Annotated in this window: 15 protein-coding genes; 8 read left to right on the plus strand and 7 right to left on the minus strand. The window is 71.0% G+C overall.

The window, feature by feature from the left end; genetic code table 11:
• Positions 1–94 precede the first annotated feature (94 nt).
• On the plus strand, positions 95–667 hold the full coding sequence (locus tag OG718_RS22765) for a TetR/AcrR family transcriptional regulator (RefSeq protein WP_260695896.1): 573 nt from the start codon (positions 95–97) through the stop codon (positions 665–667).
• A 142-nt stretch (positions 668–809) separates the two neighbouring features.
• On the opposite strand, the gene OG718_RS22770 is transcribed toward OG718_RS22765, so the two are convergent.
• Both OG718_RS22770 and OG718_RS22775 read right to left on the minus strand, forming a co-directional pair.
• The gene (locus OG718_RS22770) at positions 810–1772 is read right to left on the minus strand and encodes a DeoR/GlpR family DNA-binding transcription regulator (protein WP_143644493.1); all 963 of its coding nucleotides are present in this window, start codon (positions 1770–1772) and stop codon (positions 810–812) included.
• 191 nt (positions 1773–1963) lie between these two features.
• On the minus strand, positions 1964–3412 hold the full coding sequence (locus tag OG718_RS22775; RefSeq protein ID WP_143644494.1) for an NAD(P)H-quinone dehydrogenase: 1449 nt from the start codon (positions 3410–3412) through the stop codon (positions 1964–1966).
• A 174-nt stretch (positions 3413–3586) separates the two neighbouring features.
• Between OG718_RS22775 and OG718_RS22780 the strand changes: the two genes are divergently transcribed.
• The 3 genes from OG718_RS22780 to OG718_RS22790 all read left to right on the plus strand — a co-directional run bounded on the left by OG718_RS22780 (position 3587) and on the right by OG718_RS22790 (position 6826).
• Positions 3587–4024 (plus strand): gamma-glutamylcyclotransferase, encoded by a 438-nt coding sequence (locus OG718_RS22780; RefSeq protein WP_055615596.1) that lies wholly within the window; start codon positions 3587–3589, stop codon positions 4022–4024.
• Between the two features lie 100 nt (positions 4025–4124).
• Positions 4125–4949 (plus strand): purine-nucleoside phosphorylase, encoded by an 825-nt coding sequence (locus tag OG718_RS22785; RefSeq protein WP_143644495.1) that lies wholly within the window; start codon positions 4125–4127, stop codon positions 4947–4949.
• 245 nt (positions 4950–5194) lie between these two features.
• Positions 5195–6826 (plus strand): phospho-sugar mutase, encoded by a 1632-nt coding sequence (locus tag OG718_RS22790; protein ID WP_143644496.1) that lies wholly within the window; start codon positions 5195–5197, stop codon positions 6824–6826.
• Positions 6827–6912: 86 nt separating this feature from the next.
• Here OG718_RS22790 and OG718_RS22795 read toward each other — a convergent pair whose 3' ends face one another.
• From OG718_RS22795 to OG718_RS22805, 3 genes are all read right to left on the minus strand, one after another.
• Positions 6913–7761, minus strand: a complete 849-nt coding sequence (locus OG718_RS22795) for a hypothetical protein (protein WP_143644497.1) — start codon at positions 7759–7761, stop codon at positions 6913–6915.
• 117 nt (positions 7762–7878) lie between these two features.
• Positions 7879–9537 carry a hypothetical protein gene (locus OG718_RS22800; protein WP_328845039.1) on the minus strand — a complete coding sequence of 553 codons (1659 nt, stop codon included), beginning with the start codon at positions 9535–9537 and terminating at the stop codon, positions 7879–7881.
• A gap of 250 nt (positions 9538–9787) precedes the next feature.
• Entirely contained in the window at positions 9788–10453 is a 666-nt protein-coding gene (locus tag OG718_RS22805; protein ID WP_143644498.1) for a PH domain-containing protein, read from the minus strand.
• Positions 10454–10676: 223 nt separating this feature from the next.
• Here OG718_RS22805 and deoC point away from each other — a divergent pair, with 223 nt between their 5' ends.
• The 3 genes from deoC to OG718_RS22820 are packed head-to-tail and all read left to right on the plus strand — an operon-like array spanning position 10677 to position 14027.
• Entirely contained in the window at positions 10677–11633 is a 957-nt protein-coding gene (gene deoC / locus OG718_RS22810; protein ID WP_143644499.1) for a deoxyribose-phosphate aldolase, read from the plus strand.
• A 5-nt stretch (positions 11634–11638) separates the two neighbouring features.
• Positions 11639–13102, plus strand: coding sequence for an aldehyde dehydrogenase family protein (locus OG718_RS22815; RefSeq protein WP_143644500.1), 1464 nt, complete (start codon positions 11639–11641; stop codon positions 13100–13102).
• A complete protein-coding gene (locus OG718_RS22820) occupies positions 13092–14027 on the plus strand; it encodes an aldehyde dehydrogenase family protein (RefSeq protein WP_328845040.1) in 936 nt (311 codons plus the stop codon). The genes OG718_RS22815 and OG718_RS22820 overlap by 11 nt, the downstream gene beginning before the upstream one ends.
• 129 nt (positions 14028–14156) lie before the next feature.
• Here OG718_RS22820 and OG718_RS22825 read toward each other — a convergent pair whose 3' ends face one another.
• Positions 14157–14558, minus strand: coding sequence for a hypothetical protein (locus OG718_RS22825; RefSeq protein ID WP_143644502.1), 402 nt, complete (start codon positions 14556–14558; stop codon positions 14157–14159).
• Between the two features lie 52 nt (positions 14559–14610).
• Between OG718_RS22825 and OG718_RS22830 the strand changes: the two genes are divergently transcribed.
• Positions 14611–15333, plus strand: a complete 723-nt coding sequence (locus tag OG718_RS22830; RefSeq protein ID WP_328845041.1) for a uridine kinase family protein — start codon at positions 14611–14613, stop codon at positions 15331–15333.
• Between the two features lie 30 nt (positions 15334–15363).
• Here the strand turns inward: OG718_RS22830 and OG718_RS22835 are convergent, their stop codons facing one another.
• Entirely contained in the window at positions 15364–15771 is a 408-nt protein-coding gene (locus OG718_RS22835) for a peptidase inhibitor family I36 protein (RefSeq protein WP_143644504.1), read from the minus strand.
• Between the last annotated feature and the right edge of the window lie 130 nt (positions 15772–15901).

The following is a 15901-nucleotide window of genomic DNA, read 5'->3' on the forward strand; positions in this document are numbered from 1 at the left end:
CCCGCAGCCCCCGGACGACAACAATGGGGCAGACGAGATGGGCATCGGGCAACCACAACCCGACCCGGCACGCAGAAGAGGCTAGGTGAATCACATGGCCAAGCCGCCGGCAGGCACACGCATGCGAGCCGATGCGCGCCGCAACCACGAGCGACTGGTCTCCGAGGCACGAACGGCATTCGCCGAGTTCGGCGCGGACGCCTCCCTGGAGGACGTGGCCAGACGGGCCGGAGTGGGCATCGGCACGCTGTACCGGCACTTCCCGAACCGCCACGCCCTGCTGAGCTCGGTCTTCTCGGACGCGGTGAGCGATCTCCTGGACCTCTCGGGCGAACTACTGGACGACCCGCAGCCGTGCACGGCGCTCGTGACGTGGCTGCGCGCCATCATCACTCATGCGAGTGAGTACCGCGGTCTGGCGCGTGCGCTCATGGCGGCCTCGCACGACGACGATTCGGAACTCGCCCGGTGCAGCGGTCCGATGCGTGAGGCGGGCAGCGCCCTGCTCGCCCGTGCGCAGCGGGCGGGCGCCGTGCGATCCGATGTCTCCATCGGCGACCTGCTCCAGCTGACCAACGCCATCGCGCTGGCGGCCGAGGAGACCCCGGACGATCCGGAGTTGGCCGACCGCCTGCTGACACTGACCCTGCGGGGCCTCAAGGCCTGACGCCCCGCACAACTAGCGCCCGTTACTGCCGACACGCGCACCGACAACGTACGTACTGCCGGAACCGCACTTCGTGACGTACGAACTGGACCGTCGTCCGTCAGGATCGGGCAGGTCGGGCAGGATCGGAGCCGGCCGCCCGTCAGCGTCGGCGCAGGTCCGCGACCCGCGCCCGCTCGCTCTGGGGCTGTTCCCCCAGAACCGCGGCCGCGCTGCGCAACTGCGGGCCTCCACCCGGGACCTGGCCACGCCTGGGGCCGGGGAGCGGCACGTCCCGGCGTGGCGGCTGACGCCCCGCCGGGACCGTATCCCCTCCCGCACCGCCCGCTCCGGCCACCGTGATCTGTACGCCCTGATCCGCCAGGGCCTGCAGTTCGGTGCCCGCGCGGTCGTCGTGGGCGGGCGGCTCGTCGGTGACGAGCCGGGTGATCACATCGGTCGGCACGGTCTGGAACATCGTGTCGGTGCCGAGCTTGGTGTGGTCGGCGAGGACGACGACCTCGGCGGCCGCCTGCACCAGCGCGCGGTCGACGGACGCCGACAGCATGTTGGAGGTGGACAGGCCGCGCTCGGCGGTCAGTCCGCTCCCCGACAGGAAGGCCCGGGAGACCCGCAGCCCCTGGAGGGACTGCTCGGCCCCGCTGCCGACCAGGGCGTAGTTGGAACCGCGCAGGGTGCCGCCGGTCATCACGACCTCCACGCGGTTGGCGTGGGCCAGCGCCTGGGCCACCAGCAGGGAGTTGGTGACGACGGTCAGGCCGGGGACCCGCGCGAGCCGGCGGGCCAGCTCCTGTGTCGTGGTTCCCGCCCCCACCACGATGGCCTCGCCCTCTTCGACGAGACTTGCGGCGAGATCGGCGATGGCCGTCTTCTCGGCGGTCGCGAGATGAGACTTCTGCGGAAAGCCGGACTCCCGCGTGAACCCGCCCGGCAATACCGCACCGCCATGCCGGCGGTCGAGGAGTCCTTCTGCCTCCAGTGCGCGCACGTCCCGCCGTACGGTCACTTCGGAGGTCTGGACGACGCGGGCGAGCTCACGGAGCGACACGGCCCCATTCGCTCGCACCATTTCGAGGATCAATTGGCGACGTTCTGCAGCGAACACGAAACTGACAGTAACCCCAACGACCGTCTGCTTTCAGCAGTTTGCGCCGAATAACAGAAGTTGTTCGCACGGCAGGGCACGGAGTGGTATACGCGCCTAATCGCGGCGCCTATGCCGTACGAATGGGCCGCGACTCACCGTCACCGAAGGGCCGATGATCCCCGTGACCAGCGGGGAACCGTCTTTCACCGTCAGGATTCGCCCTCGGTCTTCCGGGTGTGCAGCTGCCGGGCCACCTCGGCGATCGAGCCCGACAGGGACGGGTACACGGTGAAGGCGTTCGCGATCTGTTCGACGGTCAGGTTGTTGTCGACCGCGAGCGAGATCGGATGGATGAGTTCCGAGGCGCGCGGCGAGACGACCACACCGCCGACGACGATCCCGGTGCCCGGACGGCAGAAGATCTTGACGAAGCCGTCGCGGATGCCCTGCATCTTGGCGCGCGGGTTGCGCAGCAGGGGCAGCTTGACGACCCGGGCGTCGATGACGCCGCCGTCGACGTCCGCCTGGGAGTAGCCGACGGTGGCGATCTCGGGGTCGGTGAAGACGTTCGACGAGACCGTCTTGAGGTTCAGCGGGGCGACCGCGTCGCCGAGGAAGTGGTACATGGCGATACGGCCCTGCATGGCGGCCACGGAGGCGAGCGCGAAGACGCCGGTCACGTCACCGGCGGCGTACACGCCCGGGGCGGAGGTCCTGGAGACCTTGTCGGTCCAGATGTGGCCGGACTCCCGGACCTTGACCCCGGCCTCCTCGAGGCCCATGCCGTGGCTGTTCGGGATGGCGCCGACGGCCATCAGACAGTGCGAGCCGGTGATGACCCGGCCGTCGGCGAGCGTCACCTCGACACGGTCGCCGACGCGCTTGGCGGACGCGGCACGCGAGCGGGCCATGACGTTCATGCCGCGCCGCCGGAACACGTCCTCCAGGACGGCGGCCGCGTCCGGGTCCTCGCCCGGCAGCACGCGGTCGCGGCTGGAGACGAGCGTGACGCGCGAGCCGAGGGCCTGGTAGGCGCCGGCGAACTCGGCACCGGTGACACCGGACCCGACGACGATGAGTTCCTCGGGCAGCTCGTCGAGGTCGTAGACCTGCGTCCAGTTGAGGATCCGCTCCCCGTCCGGCTGCGCGTCGGGCAGCTCGCGGGGGTGCCCGCCGGTGGCGATGAGCACGGCGTCGGCGACGAGGGTCTCCTCGCTGCCGTCGGCGGCCCGTACGACGACCTTGCGCGACCCGTCCAGCGCCTGCATGCCTTCGAGCCGCCCGCGGCCCCGCAGCACCCGGGCACCCGCACGCGTCACGGAGGCGGTGATGTCGTGCGACTGGGCGAGCGCGAGCCGCTTCACACGGCGGTTGACCTTCCCGAGGTCGACACCGACGACCCGCGCGGGCGTGTCGATGTGAGGAGTGTCATCGGCGACGATGATCCCCAGCTCCTCGTACGACGAGTCGAAGGTGGTCATCACCTCCGCCGTCGCGATCAGGGTCTTCGACGGGACGCAGTCGGTGAGCACCGACGCCCCGCCCAGACCGTCGCAGTCGACGACGGTCACCTCCGCGCCGAGCTGGGCGGCCACCAGGGCCGCCTCGTATCCGCCGGGTCCGCCACCAATGATCACGATCCGAGTCACGTACTCCATTGTCCCGCACGCTTCAAGGTGCTTCCGCCCGGGGGCTGTTTTTTCCGCCTGAACCGGCGCCGCTCTCCCGGACCGGATTGCTCACCGTCGTGGTTGCTCGATCGGTGGCTGCGGTGCGCGAGGGGTCTTTGTCATCGGGCGAGGCCGGCGTGCCGCCTGCCGTACTCTCGATCCATGTCGCTCTACGCCGCGTACGCCGGCAATCTCGACCCGCGGCTCATGACGCGCCGCGCTCCGCACTCGCCGCTGCGCGCCACGGGGTGGCTGAACGGCTGGCGGCTGACGTTCGGCGGCGAGCACATGGGCTGGGAGGGCGCACTGGCCACCATCGTCGAGGCCCCGCGCTCGCAGGTCTTCGTCGCCCTGTACGACATCGCGCCCCCGGACGAGGAGTCCATGGACCGCTGGGAGGGCGTCGGCCTGGACGTCTACCGGCGGATGCGGGTACGGATCCACACGCTGGAGGGCGAGGAGGCCGCATGGGTCTACGTCCTCAACGGCTACGAGGGAGGGCTCCCCTCGGCCCGGTACCTCGGCGAGATCGCGGACGCGGCGGAATCGGCGGGCGCCCCGCACGACTACGTGATGGAACTGCGCAAGCGCCCCTGCTGACCGCCCCGGCGGCCTTCGGCGGAAACAACAAGACAACGATCGCAATCCCGTGACCATCACCATCTACGCGCGTAGGCCCAGACCGGCTACCCTCGTGCGCGTGAACGCATCTCTTCTTCCGGACGACATCCAGGGCGACCCGTACGCCGCCGCCGACGTCGCCGCCGTGCGCGTACGGGAACTGACGGGCGCCGAGACCCACGACGTCGCCCTCGTGATGGGCTCCGGCTGGGCACCTGCCGTGGACGCCCTGGGCGACCCCGCGGCCGAGTTCCAGGTCACCGAGCTGCCCGGTTTCCCGCCGCCGGCGGTCGAGGGCCACGGCGGCAAGGTCCGCTCGTACCAGATCGGCGACAAGCGCGCGCTCGTGTTCCTGGGCCGCACCCACTTCTACGAGGGCCGCGGTGTCGCCGCCGTCGCGCACGGCGTCCGTACCGCCGTGGCCGCCGGCTGCAAGACGATCGTGCTGACCAACGGCTGCGGGGGGCTGCGCGAGGGCATGCGGCCCGGGCAGCCGGTCCTCATCAGCGACCACATCAACCTCACGGCGGCGTCGCCGATCGTCGGCGCGAACTTCGTCGACCTGACGGATCTGTACTCGCCGCGGCTGCGTGCGCTGTGCAAGGAGATCGACGGGACCCTCGAAGAGGGGGTGTACGCGCAGTTCCCCGGGCCGCACTATGAGACGCCTGCGGAGATTCGGATGGCGCGGGTGATCGGGGCGGACCTCGTCGGGATGTCGACCACGCTCGAGGCGATCGCCGCGCGCGAGGCGGGTGCGGAGGTGCTCGGGATCTCCCTCGTCACCAACCTCGCCGCCGGTATGACCGGTGAGCCCCTCAACCACGAGGAGGTCCTCCAGGCGGGCCGCGACTCGGCCACCCACATGGGTGCCCTCCTGACCCAGGTCCTGGACCGGCTGTAGTTTCCTCGCCCCCGCCGCCCCTACCCATTCCCGTCCCTTTTCGGGGGCGCTGCCCCCGAACCCCCGCTCCTCAAACGCCGGAGAGGCTGAATACTTCGCGGCCCGGGCCGACACTTCCAGCCCGTCCGGCGTTTGAGGACGAGGCCGTTCAGGCCGATATGGGGGGTCTGGGGGCGCAGCCCCCAGGGACGGGACGGGTACGCGGCACCACAGGACGACAGGACAAAGAGAGAGGTTGACCCGACGTGCAGGACGAACTCACCGCACGGGCCAAGGCATGGCTGGCCGAGGACCCCGACGCGGAAACCCGTGAGGAACTCGCCAAGCTGATCGACGCCGAGGACACGGCGGAGCTCACCGCACGCTTCAGCGGCACCCTCCAGTTCGGCACGGCCGGCCTGCGCGGCGAACTCGGCGCGGGCCCGATGCGCATGAACCGCTCGGTCGTCATCCGCGCCGCCGCCGGCCTCGCCGCGTACCTCAAGGCGAAGGGCCGGACCGACGGCCTCGTCGTCATCGGCTACGACGCCCGACACAAGTCCGCCGACTTCGCCCGCGACACGGCGGCGGTCATGACGGGCGCGGGCCTGCGCGCCGCCGTGCTCCCCCGCCCCCTTCCGACGCCGGTACTCGCATACGCCATAAGGCACCTGGGCGCGGTGGCGGGCGTGGAGGTCACGGCCAGCCACAACCCCCCGCGCGACAACGGCTACAAGGTCTACCTCGGCGACGGCTCCCAGATCGTGCCCCCGGCGGACGCCGAGATCGCCGCGGAGATCGCCGCGATCACGAGCCTGGCCGACGTCCCCCGCCCGGACAGCGGCTGGGAGACCCTGGACGACGGCGTCCTGGACGCCTATCTGGCCCGTACGGACGCGGTCCTGGCGGCCGGCTCCCCGCGTACGGCCCGCACGGTCTACACGGCGATGCACGGCGTCGGCAAGGAGACGCTCCTGGCGGCGTTCGCGCGGGCCGGCTTCCCGGAACCGGTCCTCGTCTCCGAACAGGCCGACCCCGACCCGGACTTCCCCACCGTCGCCTTCCCCAACCCGGAAGAGCCCGGCGCGATGGACCTGGCCTTCGCGAAGGCCCACGAGACGGACCCGGACCTGATCATCGCGAACGACCCGGACGCGGACCGCTGCGCGGCGGCCGTCAAGGACGGCGGGGACTGGCGCATGCTGCGCGGCGACGAGGTGGGCGCGCTCCTCGCCGAGCACCTCGTCCGCCGGGGCGCGCGGGGCACGTTCGCGGAGTCGATCGTCTCGTCCTCCCTCCTCGGCCGGATCGCCGAGAAAGCGGGCCTTCCGTACGAGGAGACGCTGACGGGCTTCAAGTGGATCGCCCGGGTGGAGGACCTGCGGTACGGCTACGAGGAGGCGCTGGGCTACTGCGTGGACCCCGAGGGCGTACGGGACAAGGACGGCATCACGGCGGCCCTTTTGATCACGGAACTGGCCTCGGAGCTCAAGTCCGGGGGCCGTACCCTCCTCGACCTCCTCGACGACCTCGCGGTCGAGCACGGCCTGCACGCCACGGACCAGCTCTCGGTCCGCGTGGACGACCTGTCCCTCATCTCGGACGCGATGCGCCGTCTGCGCGAGCAGCCGCCCACGCGGCTCGCGGGCCTGCCCGTCACGAAGGCCGAGGACCTGACGAAGGGCACGGACACGCTCCCGCCCACGGACGGCCTGCGCTACACGCTGGACGGCGCCCGCGTCATCGTCCGCCCCAGCGGTACGGAGCCGAAGCTGAAGTGCTACCTGGAGGTCGTGGTCCCGGTGGGCACCCACGACAACCTCCCGGCGGCCCGTGCGAAGGCGACGGAGCTGCTGTCGACGATCAAGCGGGACCTGTCGGCGGCCGCGGGCATCTGAGGACGCTGCGATCCTGACGGACACCCGGCGGGGGCCGGGTCCTACCACCGCGGCCCCCGCCGGACACCCCTGTCAGCGGCCGGGCGTCACAAGCCGTACCGGCTCTTCAGATGGCGCCAGAAGTCCCGGAACATCCACTTGTCGAACTCCGTGATCTGCGCGGCGCTGCCGGCCTTCATGAGGAAGCAGCACTGGCCGGTCGGGGTCCAGTCGTAGAAGTCGTCGAGGCCGAAGGTGTGGCCGACCTCGTGCAGGTAGATGTGGATGTTCTCCTGCGACAGTGCGCCCGTGAAGTATTCCTGGCCGACGCGCTGGCCCCAGTCGCCGCCGGCACCGCCCTGGAAGCCCTTGGTGAGCCAGAGGGACTGGTCGTAGTGGCGGGCCGCGCCGCCCGGGCAGCGGGAGTAGTTGCCGTCCTGGTGGAAGAAGCGGCCGCAGTCGGGCGCGCACTGCGGGGAGCCGCCGCCGTCGAGGCCGGTGTAGATGTCGACGGAGTTGTCGGTCCACTGGAGTGTCGAGCGGTTCTTCACCGCCCAGCCGACGATGTTGACCGGCACGCTGGTGTACGGCCAGGCGTTGTGGCCCGTGCCGTTGTCCACCATGGCCGCCGTCCACTTGCCGAACTGCTTCTTCAGGGCGGCGTGGATCCGGTCGCGCAGATCGGTGCTGACCGGGGCGTCGGACTCCCAGCGGACGCAGTAGTTGATGCTTCCCCGGTTGGCCATGACCTGGTCCCAGCCGTAGTTGCGGAAGCCGTAGAGGTCGGGGTAGGTGGTCGAGACGTGGTTCCACACCTCGCCCAGCGGCTGTACGAGGTTCGCGGGCGGGTTCCACACGTCGGCGGCCTTCGCCGGGGACGCCGACGTGAGGGGCGAGGCGACCAGCGCGACCAGCGCGGCGAGAACGGTGACCAGACGCGCCAAGTGTCTGTGCACGGTGAACTCCCTTGGTGGGGGACGGGATTTCACCCTCAGGTCGCCGCCGACTCCCGCGAAGGTTGCCGGTCGGGCACGACCGACGTGGGCCGCGCCGCGCGCTCGCTCACCTCGGTCTCAGCCCCACACCACCAGTACCGCCGCCCACACCAGCCCCAGCACCAGGGCCAACGGCCAGAGCGGGCGCCCCCGTTCGGGTGCGGTGCTCTCTCCGGTGGGCCGCAGCGCGGGATCCGTACGCATGGCCGTGAGTTCGGCCGCCAGGGCGTCGTAGGGATGGACCAGGCCCTGGCGTCGCTCGAACCACGCCCAGCGCGGCGCCGCGACCGACCAGTTGTCGCCGCGCCAGCGGAGCTTCAGTTCGAAGGACTGACGGCGTACGGAGCGGATGTCGTCCCAGGGGACGTGCCGGGGGCCGCGCAGTCCGGTGACCCACAGGCCCGAGCGGTCGGCGGTGATGCGCCAGGCGAGCTTCACGGGGACGCGTACGACTCCGTAGAGACCGAGTACGCCGAGGAGTGCCAGCTTCCAGAGGGGCGCTCCGGACTCGGAGAACCACATCGCGACGAACCAGGCACCCCAGAGCACGAGCAGCGCCGCGGCCACCCAGTCGAGCCAGCCCGCACGCCAGCGGCGGACCGGGACGGGCGGCCGGTCGACGACCAACTCCCTCGCCTGTTCCTCCAGTTGGCGGTTCTGCTCCTCGCGGGCCTTCTCCTTGGCGACCCGTCTCATGCCCGCGCTCGGCGACAGCGGCCGGACCGGTCCCGTCGACCATTCCGTCAGCGGCGGCTGGTCCGGGTCCTCGTCCGCGCTGACGACCACGACTTCGGCGCCGTCGAAGGGAGCGCCGTAGAGGACGGCCTCGCGGACCGGCCCGGGGGTGTCGTCGTCCACCGCGTCGAGGAGCCGCTCCAGTTCCTCGTCGTCCGCTTCGCCGTCCTCGTCGTCCTCGTCCTCGTCGTCGTCCGGCTCCTCACCGTCGTACGACGTCAGGTCCACCGTGAAGAGCGGGCGCACCGCCGCGAGGTCGTCCGCCGCGTACACCTCCGTGGTGCCCTGCGCGTCGTCGCGTACCAGGACGCGCAGTACGGGCGCGGGGACCCGGCGCAGGGCGAGGGCCCGGTGGCGGCCCAGCCACGCCGAGGCCAGGGCGGTCACGGCGAGCCCGGCCAGGTAGATGGCCATGACCCAGGAGCCCCGCTGGTCGTCGGCCGTGCCCCAGAGGCCCGCGGTGGCGCCGGTGAGCACGCCGAGCCCGAGCACCGTGAGGCCGAGCGGGAACAGGAAACGGCCGCGCTGGAGCACGGCGTCCGCGTCCGGTGTCCGTGCCGTGGTGTCCCCGGCGGCCTCCAGCGCCCGTTCGAGCTGGCCGCTCCGGGCCCGCAGGCGTACGGCGACCGCGGCCCAGGTGACCACCACGGCGAACGCCACGACGGCGGTCACGACCCACGGCAGCGAAGGCGCCTCCAAGGCGAGCACCAGCAGCAGGACGGGCGCCCCGGCCCAGACCAGCTCGGGCCGTGCGAGCACCCACAGGACGTACACCGCGAACCCCGCCGCGACGAACGGCCACAGTCCGCCGAGCATCGCCGCCCAGGCGCCCGCGCACAGCGCGAAGGTGGACACGGCTCCCGCGATCGACCTGCGCACCCGCAGGAACGACCAGCGCGGAGGCAGCGCGGCCGACCAGACGCCCGCCCGCCCGGCCGTCCAGTCCCGGCAGCCGTCGGGTATCGCGGCAACGGGCAGTCGCAGCGGCTCGTCGTACGACACATGCACTCCTGGATCGCGTGGGAACGCCGGTGATGACACCGGCGCCGGCACAGGTGGTGACAGTAGCGACCGGACGCCCCTGCCCGGGCCACCGGACCGCTTCCGCCCCCACCGAGGTGCCGCCCTCTCGTACGGCCGGACGCGCCCATCGCCTCAAACGGGCGGGGACGTCAGGCCACGAAATGCCATGAGAAGGCTCAAGAAATCACAAGAGGTAGGAGCGGGCCCCGACGGCTCGCCCCAGGCAGCGTCAGCCCACAGCCAGCAGGATCGCCAGCAGCACGGCACCGGCCACAGCCGGGGCCACGATCTCGTACGCCCACCGCACGGACACCTCGCCCTGCGCCCGCGGATCCTTGCCCCGGGCCTCCAGCAGCTCGCGCAGCTCCTCCATGATCTGGTCGCCCGCGGACCGCACCGGTCCGGTGGCCACCGCCGCGGCATGGTGCTGCTGACCGCCCCGAGCGGCCGCCGCGGCGCCGCGGGCCTCCCCGCGCGCCTCCCGCCGCGCCGCCCTCTTGCGGCCCCGCAGCGAGACGGGCACGGCCCACACCTGGTACTTGGCGCCGGCCTTGTCGAGGACCTCGTTCGAGTAGCCCGACCTGAACCCCTCGACCGTCCCCCAGGGCAGCACGATCACCCGGAAGGGGTTACGGACACGCAGCCGCTGCTCATTGGCGTACACGGCCGGACGCACGGTGAACGCGAGCACCAGCGGAACCAGGAGAAGCAGCGCGGCCAGCGCCACCCACGGCGCCCGCCCCTCCCCGGTGACCAGCGCGTCGATCCCGAGCCACCCCGCGATCGCGAGCAACAGCACCCCACCCGCGATACCGGAGGGCGACCGATAGACCCGATCCTTGAACTGAGGATCCGGTGTCTCCGGTGCGGTCGGCTGCTGGTCGGGCGTCGTCATACCCCGATTCTGCCCGACGCCCCGCGCAATCGATTTCCAGCCCCGGCAAATCCAGCCCCTCCGGCGTTTGAGGAGCGGGGGTTCGGGGGCGGAGCCCCTGAGCAAGTGACGGGAATGGGTAGGGGCGGCGGGGGCGAAATCTCCACGCCCCGCCCACCCCCACCCTCACCCACCCCCGGGGCTGTACAGCCGCTACGCGCGTAGATATGCTCGTCTGGTGACCATGCCCACCACTGCACCCGCAGCACACGCACTCACAGACGTGACCGCGTCCGACAGCACACTGCGCCGCTTCCTCCACGGGCTCCCCGGCGTGGACGCGGTCGGCCTGGAGGCACGCGCAGCCTCCCTCGGCACCCGTTCCATCAAGACCACCGCGAAGGCGTACGCCATCGACCTCGCCATCTCGATGGTCGACCTGACGACGCTGGAAGGCGCGGACACCCCGGGCAAGGTCCGGGCGCTCGGCGCCAAGGCGGTCCGCCCCGACCCCACGGACCGCACGGCCCCGTCGACCGCCGCAGTCTGCGTCTATCCCGACATGGTGGCCACCGCCAAGGAGGCCGTCGCCGGCTCCGGCGTGAAGGTCGCCTCCGTCGCCACCGCCTTCCCGGCCGGCCGCGCCGCGCTCGACGTGAAGCTGGCCGACGTGCGGGACGCCGTCGCCGCGGGCGCCGACGAGATCGACATGGTCATCGACCGCGGAGCGTTCCTCTCGGGCAACTACGCGAAGGTGTACGAGGAGATCGTCGCCGTGAAGGAGGCCTCCGGGGCGGCCCGCCTCAAGGTCATCTTCGAGACGGGCGAGCTGTCGACGTACGACAACATCCGCCGCGCGAGCTGGCTCGGCATGCTGGCGGGGGCGGACTTCATCAAGACCTCGACGGGCAAGGTCGCCGTCAACGCGACGCCCTCGAACACTCTCCTCATGCTGGAGGCGGTCCGCGACTTCCGCGCGCAGACCGGCGTACAGGTCGGCGTGAAGCCCGCCGGCGGCATCCGTACCAGCAAGGACGCCATCAAGTTCCTGGTCGTGGTCAACGAGACCGCGGGCGAGGACTGGCTGGACAACCACTGGTTCCGCTTCGGCGCGTCCTCGCTCCTGAACGATCTGCTGATGCAGCGGCAGAAGCTGGCCACCGGCCGTTACTCCGGCCCCGACTACGTGACGGTGGACTGATCACCATGACCACGGAAAACACCGAGAAGCGGTCGTCCGCTTTCGTGTACGCACCCGCGCCCGAGTCCCGCTCCGTCGTCGACATCGCGCCCTCGTACGGCCTGTTCATCGACGGCGAGTTCGTGGAGGCGGCGGACGGCAGGGTCTTCAAGACCGTCTCCCCCTCCACCGAAGAGGTCCTCTCCGAGATCGCCCAGGCGGGCGAGGCGGACGTCGACCGCGCGGTGAAGGCGGCACGCAGGGCCTTCGGGAAGTGGTCCGCGCTCCCCGGCTCCGAGCGCGCCAAGTACCTCTTCCGCATCGCCCGCATCATCCAGGAGCGCAGCCGCGAACTGGCCGTCCTGGAGACGCTGGACAACGGCAAGCCGATCAAGGAGACCCGCGACGCGGACCTCCCCCTGGTGGCCGCGCACTTCTTCTACTACGCGGGCTGGGCCGACAAGCTCGACCACGCGGGCTTCGGCGCCAACCCGCAGCCCCTCGGCGTCGCGGGCCAGGTCATCCCCTGGAACTTCCCGCTCCTGATGCTGGCGTGGAAGATCGCCCCGGCGCTGGCCACGGGCAACACGGTCGTGCTCAAGCCGGCCGAGACGACCCCCCTCTCGGCGCTCTTCTTCGCGGACATCTGCCGCCAGGCGGGCCTCCCCAAGGGCGTCGTCAACATCCTTCCGGGGTACGGCGACACGGGCGCGGCCCTGGTCGAGCACCCGGACGTGAACAAGGTGGCCTTCACCGGTTCGACGGCCGTCGGCAAGGCGATCGCCCGCCAGGTGGCGGGCACCAGGAAGAAGGTCACGCTCGAACTGGGCGGCAAGGGCGCGAACATCGTCTTCGACGACGCACCCATCGACCAGGCCGTCGAGGGCATCGTCTCCGGCATCTTCTTCAACCAGGGCCAGGTCTGCTGCGCGGGCTCCCGGCTCCTGGTCCAGGAGTCGATCCAGGACGAGCTGCTGGACTCCCTGAAGCGGCGCCTGTCGACCCTGCGGCTCGGCGACCCGCTCGACAAGAACACGGACATCGGCGCGATCAACTCCGCTGAGCAGCTCTCGCGCATCACCACGCTCGTCGAGCAGGGCGAGGCCGAGGGCGCCGAGCGCTGGTCCCCGGCCTGCGAACTCCCCTCCTCCGGCTACTGGTTCGCCCCGACGCTCTTCACGAACGTCACCCAGGCGCACACCGTCGCCCGCGACGAGATCTTCGGCCCGGTCCTGTCCGTCCTCTCCTTCCGCACGCCGGACGAGGCGGTCGCCAAGGCCAACAACAGCCAGTACGGCCTCTCCGCGGGGATCTGGACGGAGAAGGGCTCCCGGATCCTGGCCGTCGCGAGCAAGCTGCGCGCGGGCGTGATCTGGTCCAACACGTTCAACAAGTTCGACCCCACGTCACCGTTCGGCGGTTACAAGGAGTCGGGCTTCGGCCGCGAGGGCGGTCGCCACGGCCTGGAGGCGTACCTCGATGTCCGATAAGCCCAAGAACACCGCAAAGCCCAAGAACACCGAGACGGCGGAGCGGCAGCGCCTGAGCGTCTTCAAGACCTACAAGCTGTACGTCGGGGGCAAGTTCCCCCGCAGCGAGAGCGGCCGGGTGTACGAGGTGACGGACTCGAAGGGCAAGTGGCTGGCGAACGCGCCCCTCTCCTCCCGCAAGGACGCCCGTGACGCGGTGGTCGCCGCCCGCAAGGCCTTCGGCGGCTGGTCCGGAGCGACCGCGTACAACCGCGGCCAGGTCCTCTACCGCGTCGCGGAGATGCTGGAGGGCCGCAGGGACCAGTTCGTACGGGAGGTCGCGGACTCGGAAGGACTCTCCAGGTCCAAGGCCGCGGCGGTCGTCGACGCGGCGATCGACCGCTGGGTCTGGTACGCGGGCTGGACCGACAAGATCGCCCAGGTCGTGGGCGGCGGCAACCCGGTCGCGGGCCCGTACTTCAACCTCTCCACCCCCGAGCCGACGGGTGTGGTGACGGTCCTGGCCCCCCAGGAGTCGTCCTTCCTCGGGCTGGTCTCGGTGATCGCCCCGGTGATCGCGACCGGCAACACGGTGATCGTGATCGCGAGCGAGAAGTACCCGCTCCCCGCGCTGTCGCTGGGCGAGGTGCTGGCCACCTCCGACGTTCCGGGCGGGGTCGTCAACGTCCTCTCCGGAAAGACGGCGGAGATCGCGGCCCCGCTGGCCGCGCACCAGGACGTCAACGCGATCGACCTCGCGGGCGCGGACGACGTACTCGCGAAGGAACTGGAGGTCGCGGCCGCGGACAACCTCAAGCGGGTCGTCCGTCCACAGGCTGTGGATTACTTTGCGGCACCGGGCATCGAGCGCCTCACCGCCTTCCTCGAAACGAAGACGGTCTGGCACCCGACGGGCGCACTGGGCGCCTCCGGCTCGTCGTACTGACGGCCACCGCGTTCGTCGTACCGACGGCGCCGAAGACGGGAGAGCCGCGCTTCCCCACCGTCCGGGGGAGGCGCGGCTCTCTCTTCGGCCGTGGCGCGACTCCCGTCGCGCCACGGGCGGTTGTACGGCTCAGTGCAGCAGGCCCGTCACCTGTCCCAGTACCGGAACGGCACCCAGCGACTGGGCCTGGGCGACCGGGGCCGTGAGCATGGTCGTCGCCAGCGGCGGGAAGTCGGCGACCTGGGTGGCGAGCCCGTTGTCGAGGGGGTCGACACCCGTGCCGGCCAGCGGGTTGGGCTTCAGACCCGCGACCGGGCCGGTCACGTAACCCACGGTCCGGGTCAGCGCCTGGACACCCGCCTGCGGGTCGATGTTGCCCAGCGAGGTGGGCCGGGTGCGGACCACGTCCACGACGGGTTCGGTGTCCGCGGCCGCCGAGGTCGCTCCCACGCCCACCGCGATGCCCGCGGTCGTGAGGGCCAGCAACGCGCGCCGGGCGGTCGGGTTCTGGGAGGCCGAGAATCGTGCCATGGCTGCTGCCACCTTCTGCTGCGCAAAGTAATCGGGTCGATACGAAGGGTAGTTGAGGTGTGATGCCCGCTCCAAAGGCGACCCGCGGGGTCGGCGGGGGGCGCTCGATGCGTCAGACTGGTGTCTCGTGAGTTCACATCTCCCGAATTCCGCGACAACCGCCCGCGTCGTGCTGCTGTGCGGCCCCTCGGGCTCCGGCAAGTCCCTGGTCGCGGCCCGCGCCGGCCTTCCGGTACTGCGGCTCGACGACTTCTACAAAGAGGGCGACGACCCGACGCTGCCGCAGGTGGCGGGGAGTTCGGACATCGACTGGGACCACCCGCTGTCCTGGGACGCGGACGCCGCGGTCGCGGCGATATCCGAGCTGTGCCGGACGGGACGTACGAGCGTTCCGATGTACGACATCTCCCTCAGCGCGCGTACGGGCGAGGAGACCGTGGACATCGAGGGGGCACCCACCTTCATCGCGGAAGGCATCTTCGCCGCGGAGATCGTGGCGCGGTGCCGTGAGGCCGGCGTGCTGGCCGACGCGCTGTGCCTGAACCGGGGTGCGGTGGCCACGTTCCGGCGGCGGTTCCTGCGGGATCTGCGGGAGGGGCGGAAGTCCGTGCCGTTCCTGCTGCGTCGCGGCTGGCGGCTGATGCGGGCCGAGCGGTCGATCGTGGCCCGGCAGACCGCGCTGGGCGCGCACCCCTGCGACAAGGACGAGGCCCTGGACCGGCTGGCCGCCGCGACCGCCGGGCACTGCGCGGCACCACGCCCGACGACGGCGTAGCGGCACCTCCCCCGGCGGCGCGGCTCGGCGTCAGCCCGCGGGACAGCCCGCGGTCGCGCCGCTCCAGCAGTGCGAGGACGGCGTGTTCTCGAACGAACTGGAGAAGTTCGTGTTGGAGCCGGCCGGCAGACCCCAGGAGTCGCCGGTCCAGTTGGTGCCCGAGTAGAACCACAGGTTGCTGTCGGGGTCACGGTTCTTGGCCGAGCTCACCGTGTTGTCGACGGCGGTCGAGGTGCCGTAGTAGGTCATCCCGCTGTAGGTCTTCTTGCTGTTCAGCGTGTCGTAGACACCGCCCGCGTAGTCCAGGTTGCGGTAGAGGCACGCCTCGTCCACGTTGCAGCTGCCGTCGTAGCTGGCCGCCTGCGCGGGCGTGATCGCGGCGAAGACCGCCGCGACGGACATCGCCGACGCCGCCAGAAGACCTCGTGCTCTTGTCATTTCCTGCCCTTCGTTCCGGAGCGATTGCGCAGGTGATCTTGGCGCATGGGCCGACACGCCAAACGATCACTCCGGACAATGGCCGAAATCTCGGTGATCATGACCAGAACACATACGTTCGAACCGCCCG

Origin of the sequence: Streptomyces sp. NBC_00258 (assembly GCF_036182465.1) — a bacterium.
In the GTDB taxonomy this organism is placed as follows: domain Bacteria; phylum Actinomycetota; class Actinomycetes; order Streptomycetales; family Streptomycetaceae; genus Streptomyces.

Bases quoted from the DNA above. Each gene is read 5' to 3' on its own strand.
- OG718_RS22815 (WP_143644500.1), top strand. From the start codon at position 11,639: ATGACCACGGAAAACACCGAGAAGCGGTCGTCCGCTTTCGTGTACGCA.
- OG718_RS22775 (WP_143644494.1), bottom strand. From the start codon at position 3,412: ATGGAGTACGTGACTCGGATCGTGATCATTGGTGGCGGACCCGGCGGA.
- OG718_RS22765 (WP_260695896.1), top strand. From the start codon at position 95: ATGGCCAAGCCGCCGGCAGGCACACGCATGCGAGCCGATGCGCGCCGC.
- OG718_RS22805 (WP_143644498.1), bottom strand. From the start codon at position 10,453: ATGACGACGCCCGACCAGCAGCCGACCGCACCGGAGACACCGGATCCT.
- OG718_RS22835 (WP_143644504.1), bottom strand. From the start codon at position 15,771: ATGACAAGAGCACGAGGTCTTCTGGCGGCGTCGGCGATGTCCGTCGCG.
- deoC (WP_143644499.1), top strand. From the start codon at position 10,677: ATGCCCACCACTGCACCCGCAGCACACGCACTCACAGACGTGACCGCG.
- OG718_RS22780 (WP_055615596.1), top strand. From the start codon at position 3,587: ATGTCGCTCTACGCCGCGTACGCCGGCAATCTCGACCCGCGGCTCATG.
- OG718_RS22820 (WP_328845040.1), top strand. From the start codon at position 13,092: ATGTCCGATAAGCCCAAGAACACCGCAAAGCCCAAGAACACCGAGACG.
- OG718_RS22825 (WP_143644502.1), bottom strand. From the start codon at position 14,558: ATGGCACGATTCTCGGCCTCCCAGAACCCGACCGCCCGGCGCGCGTTG.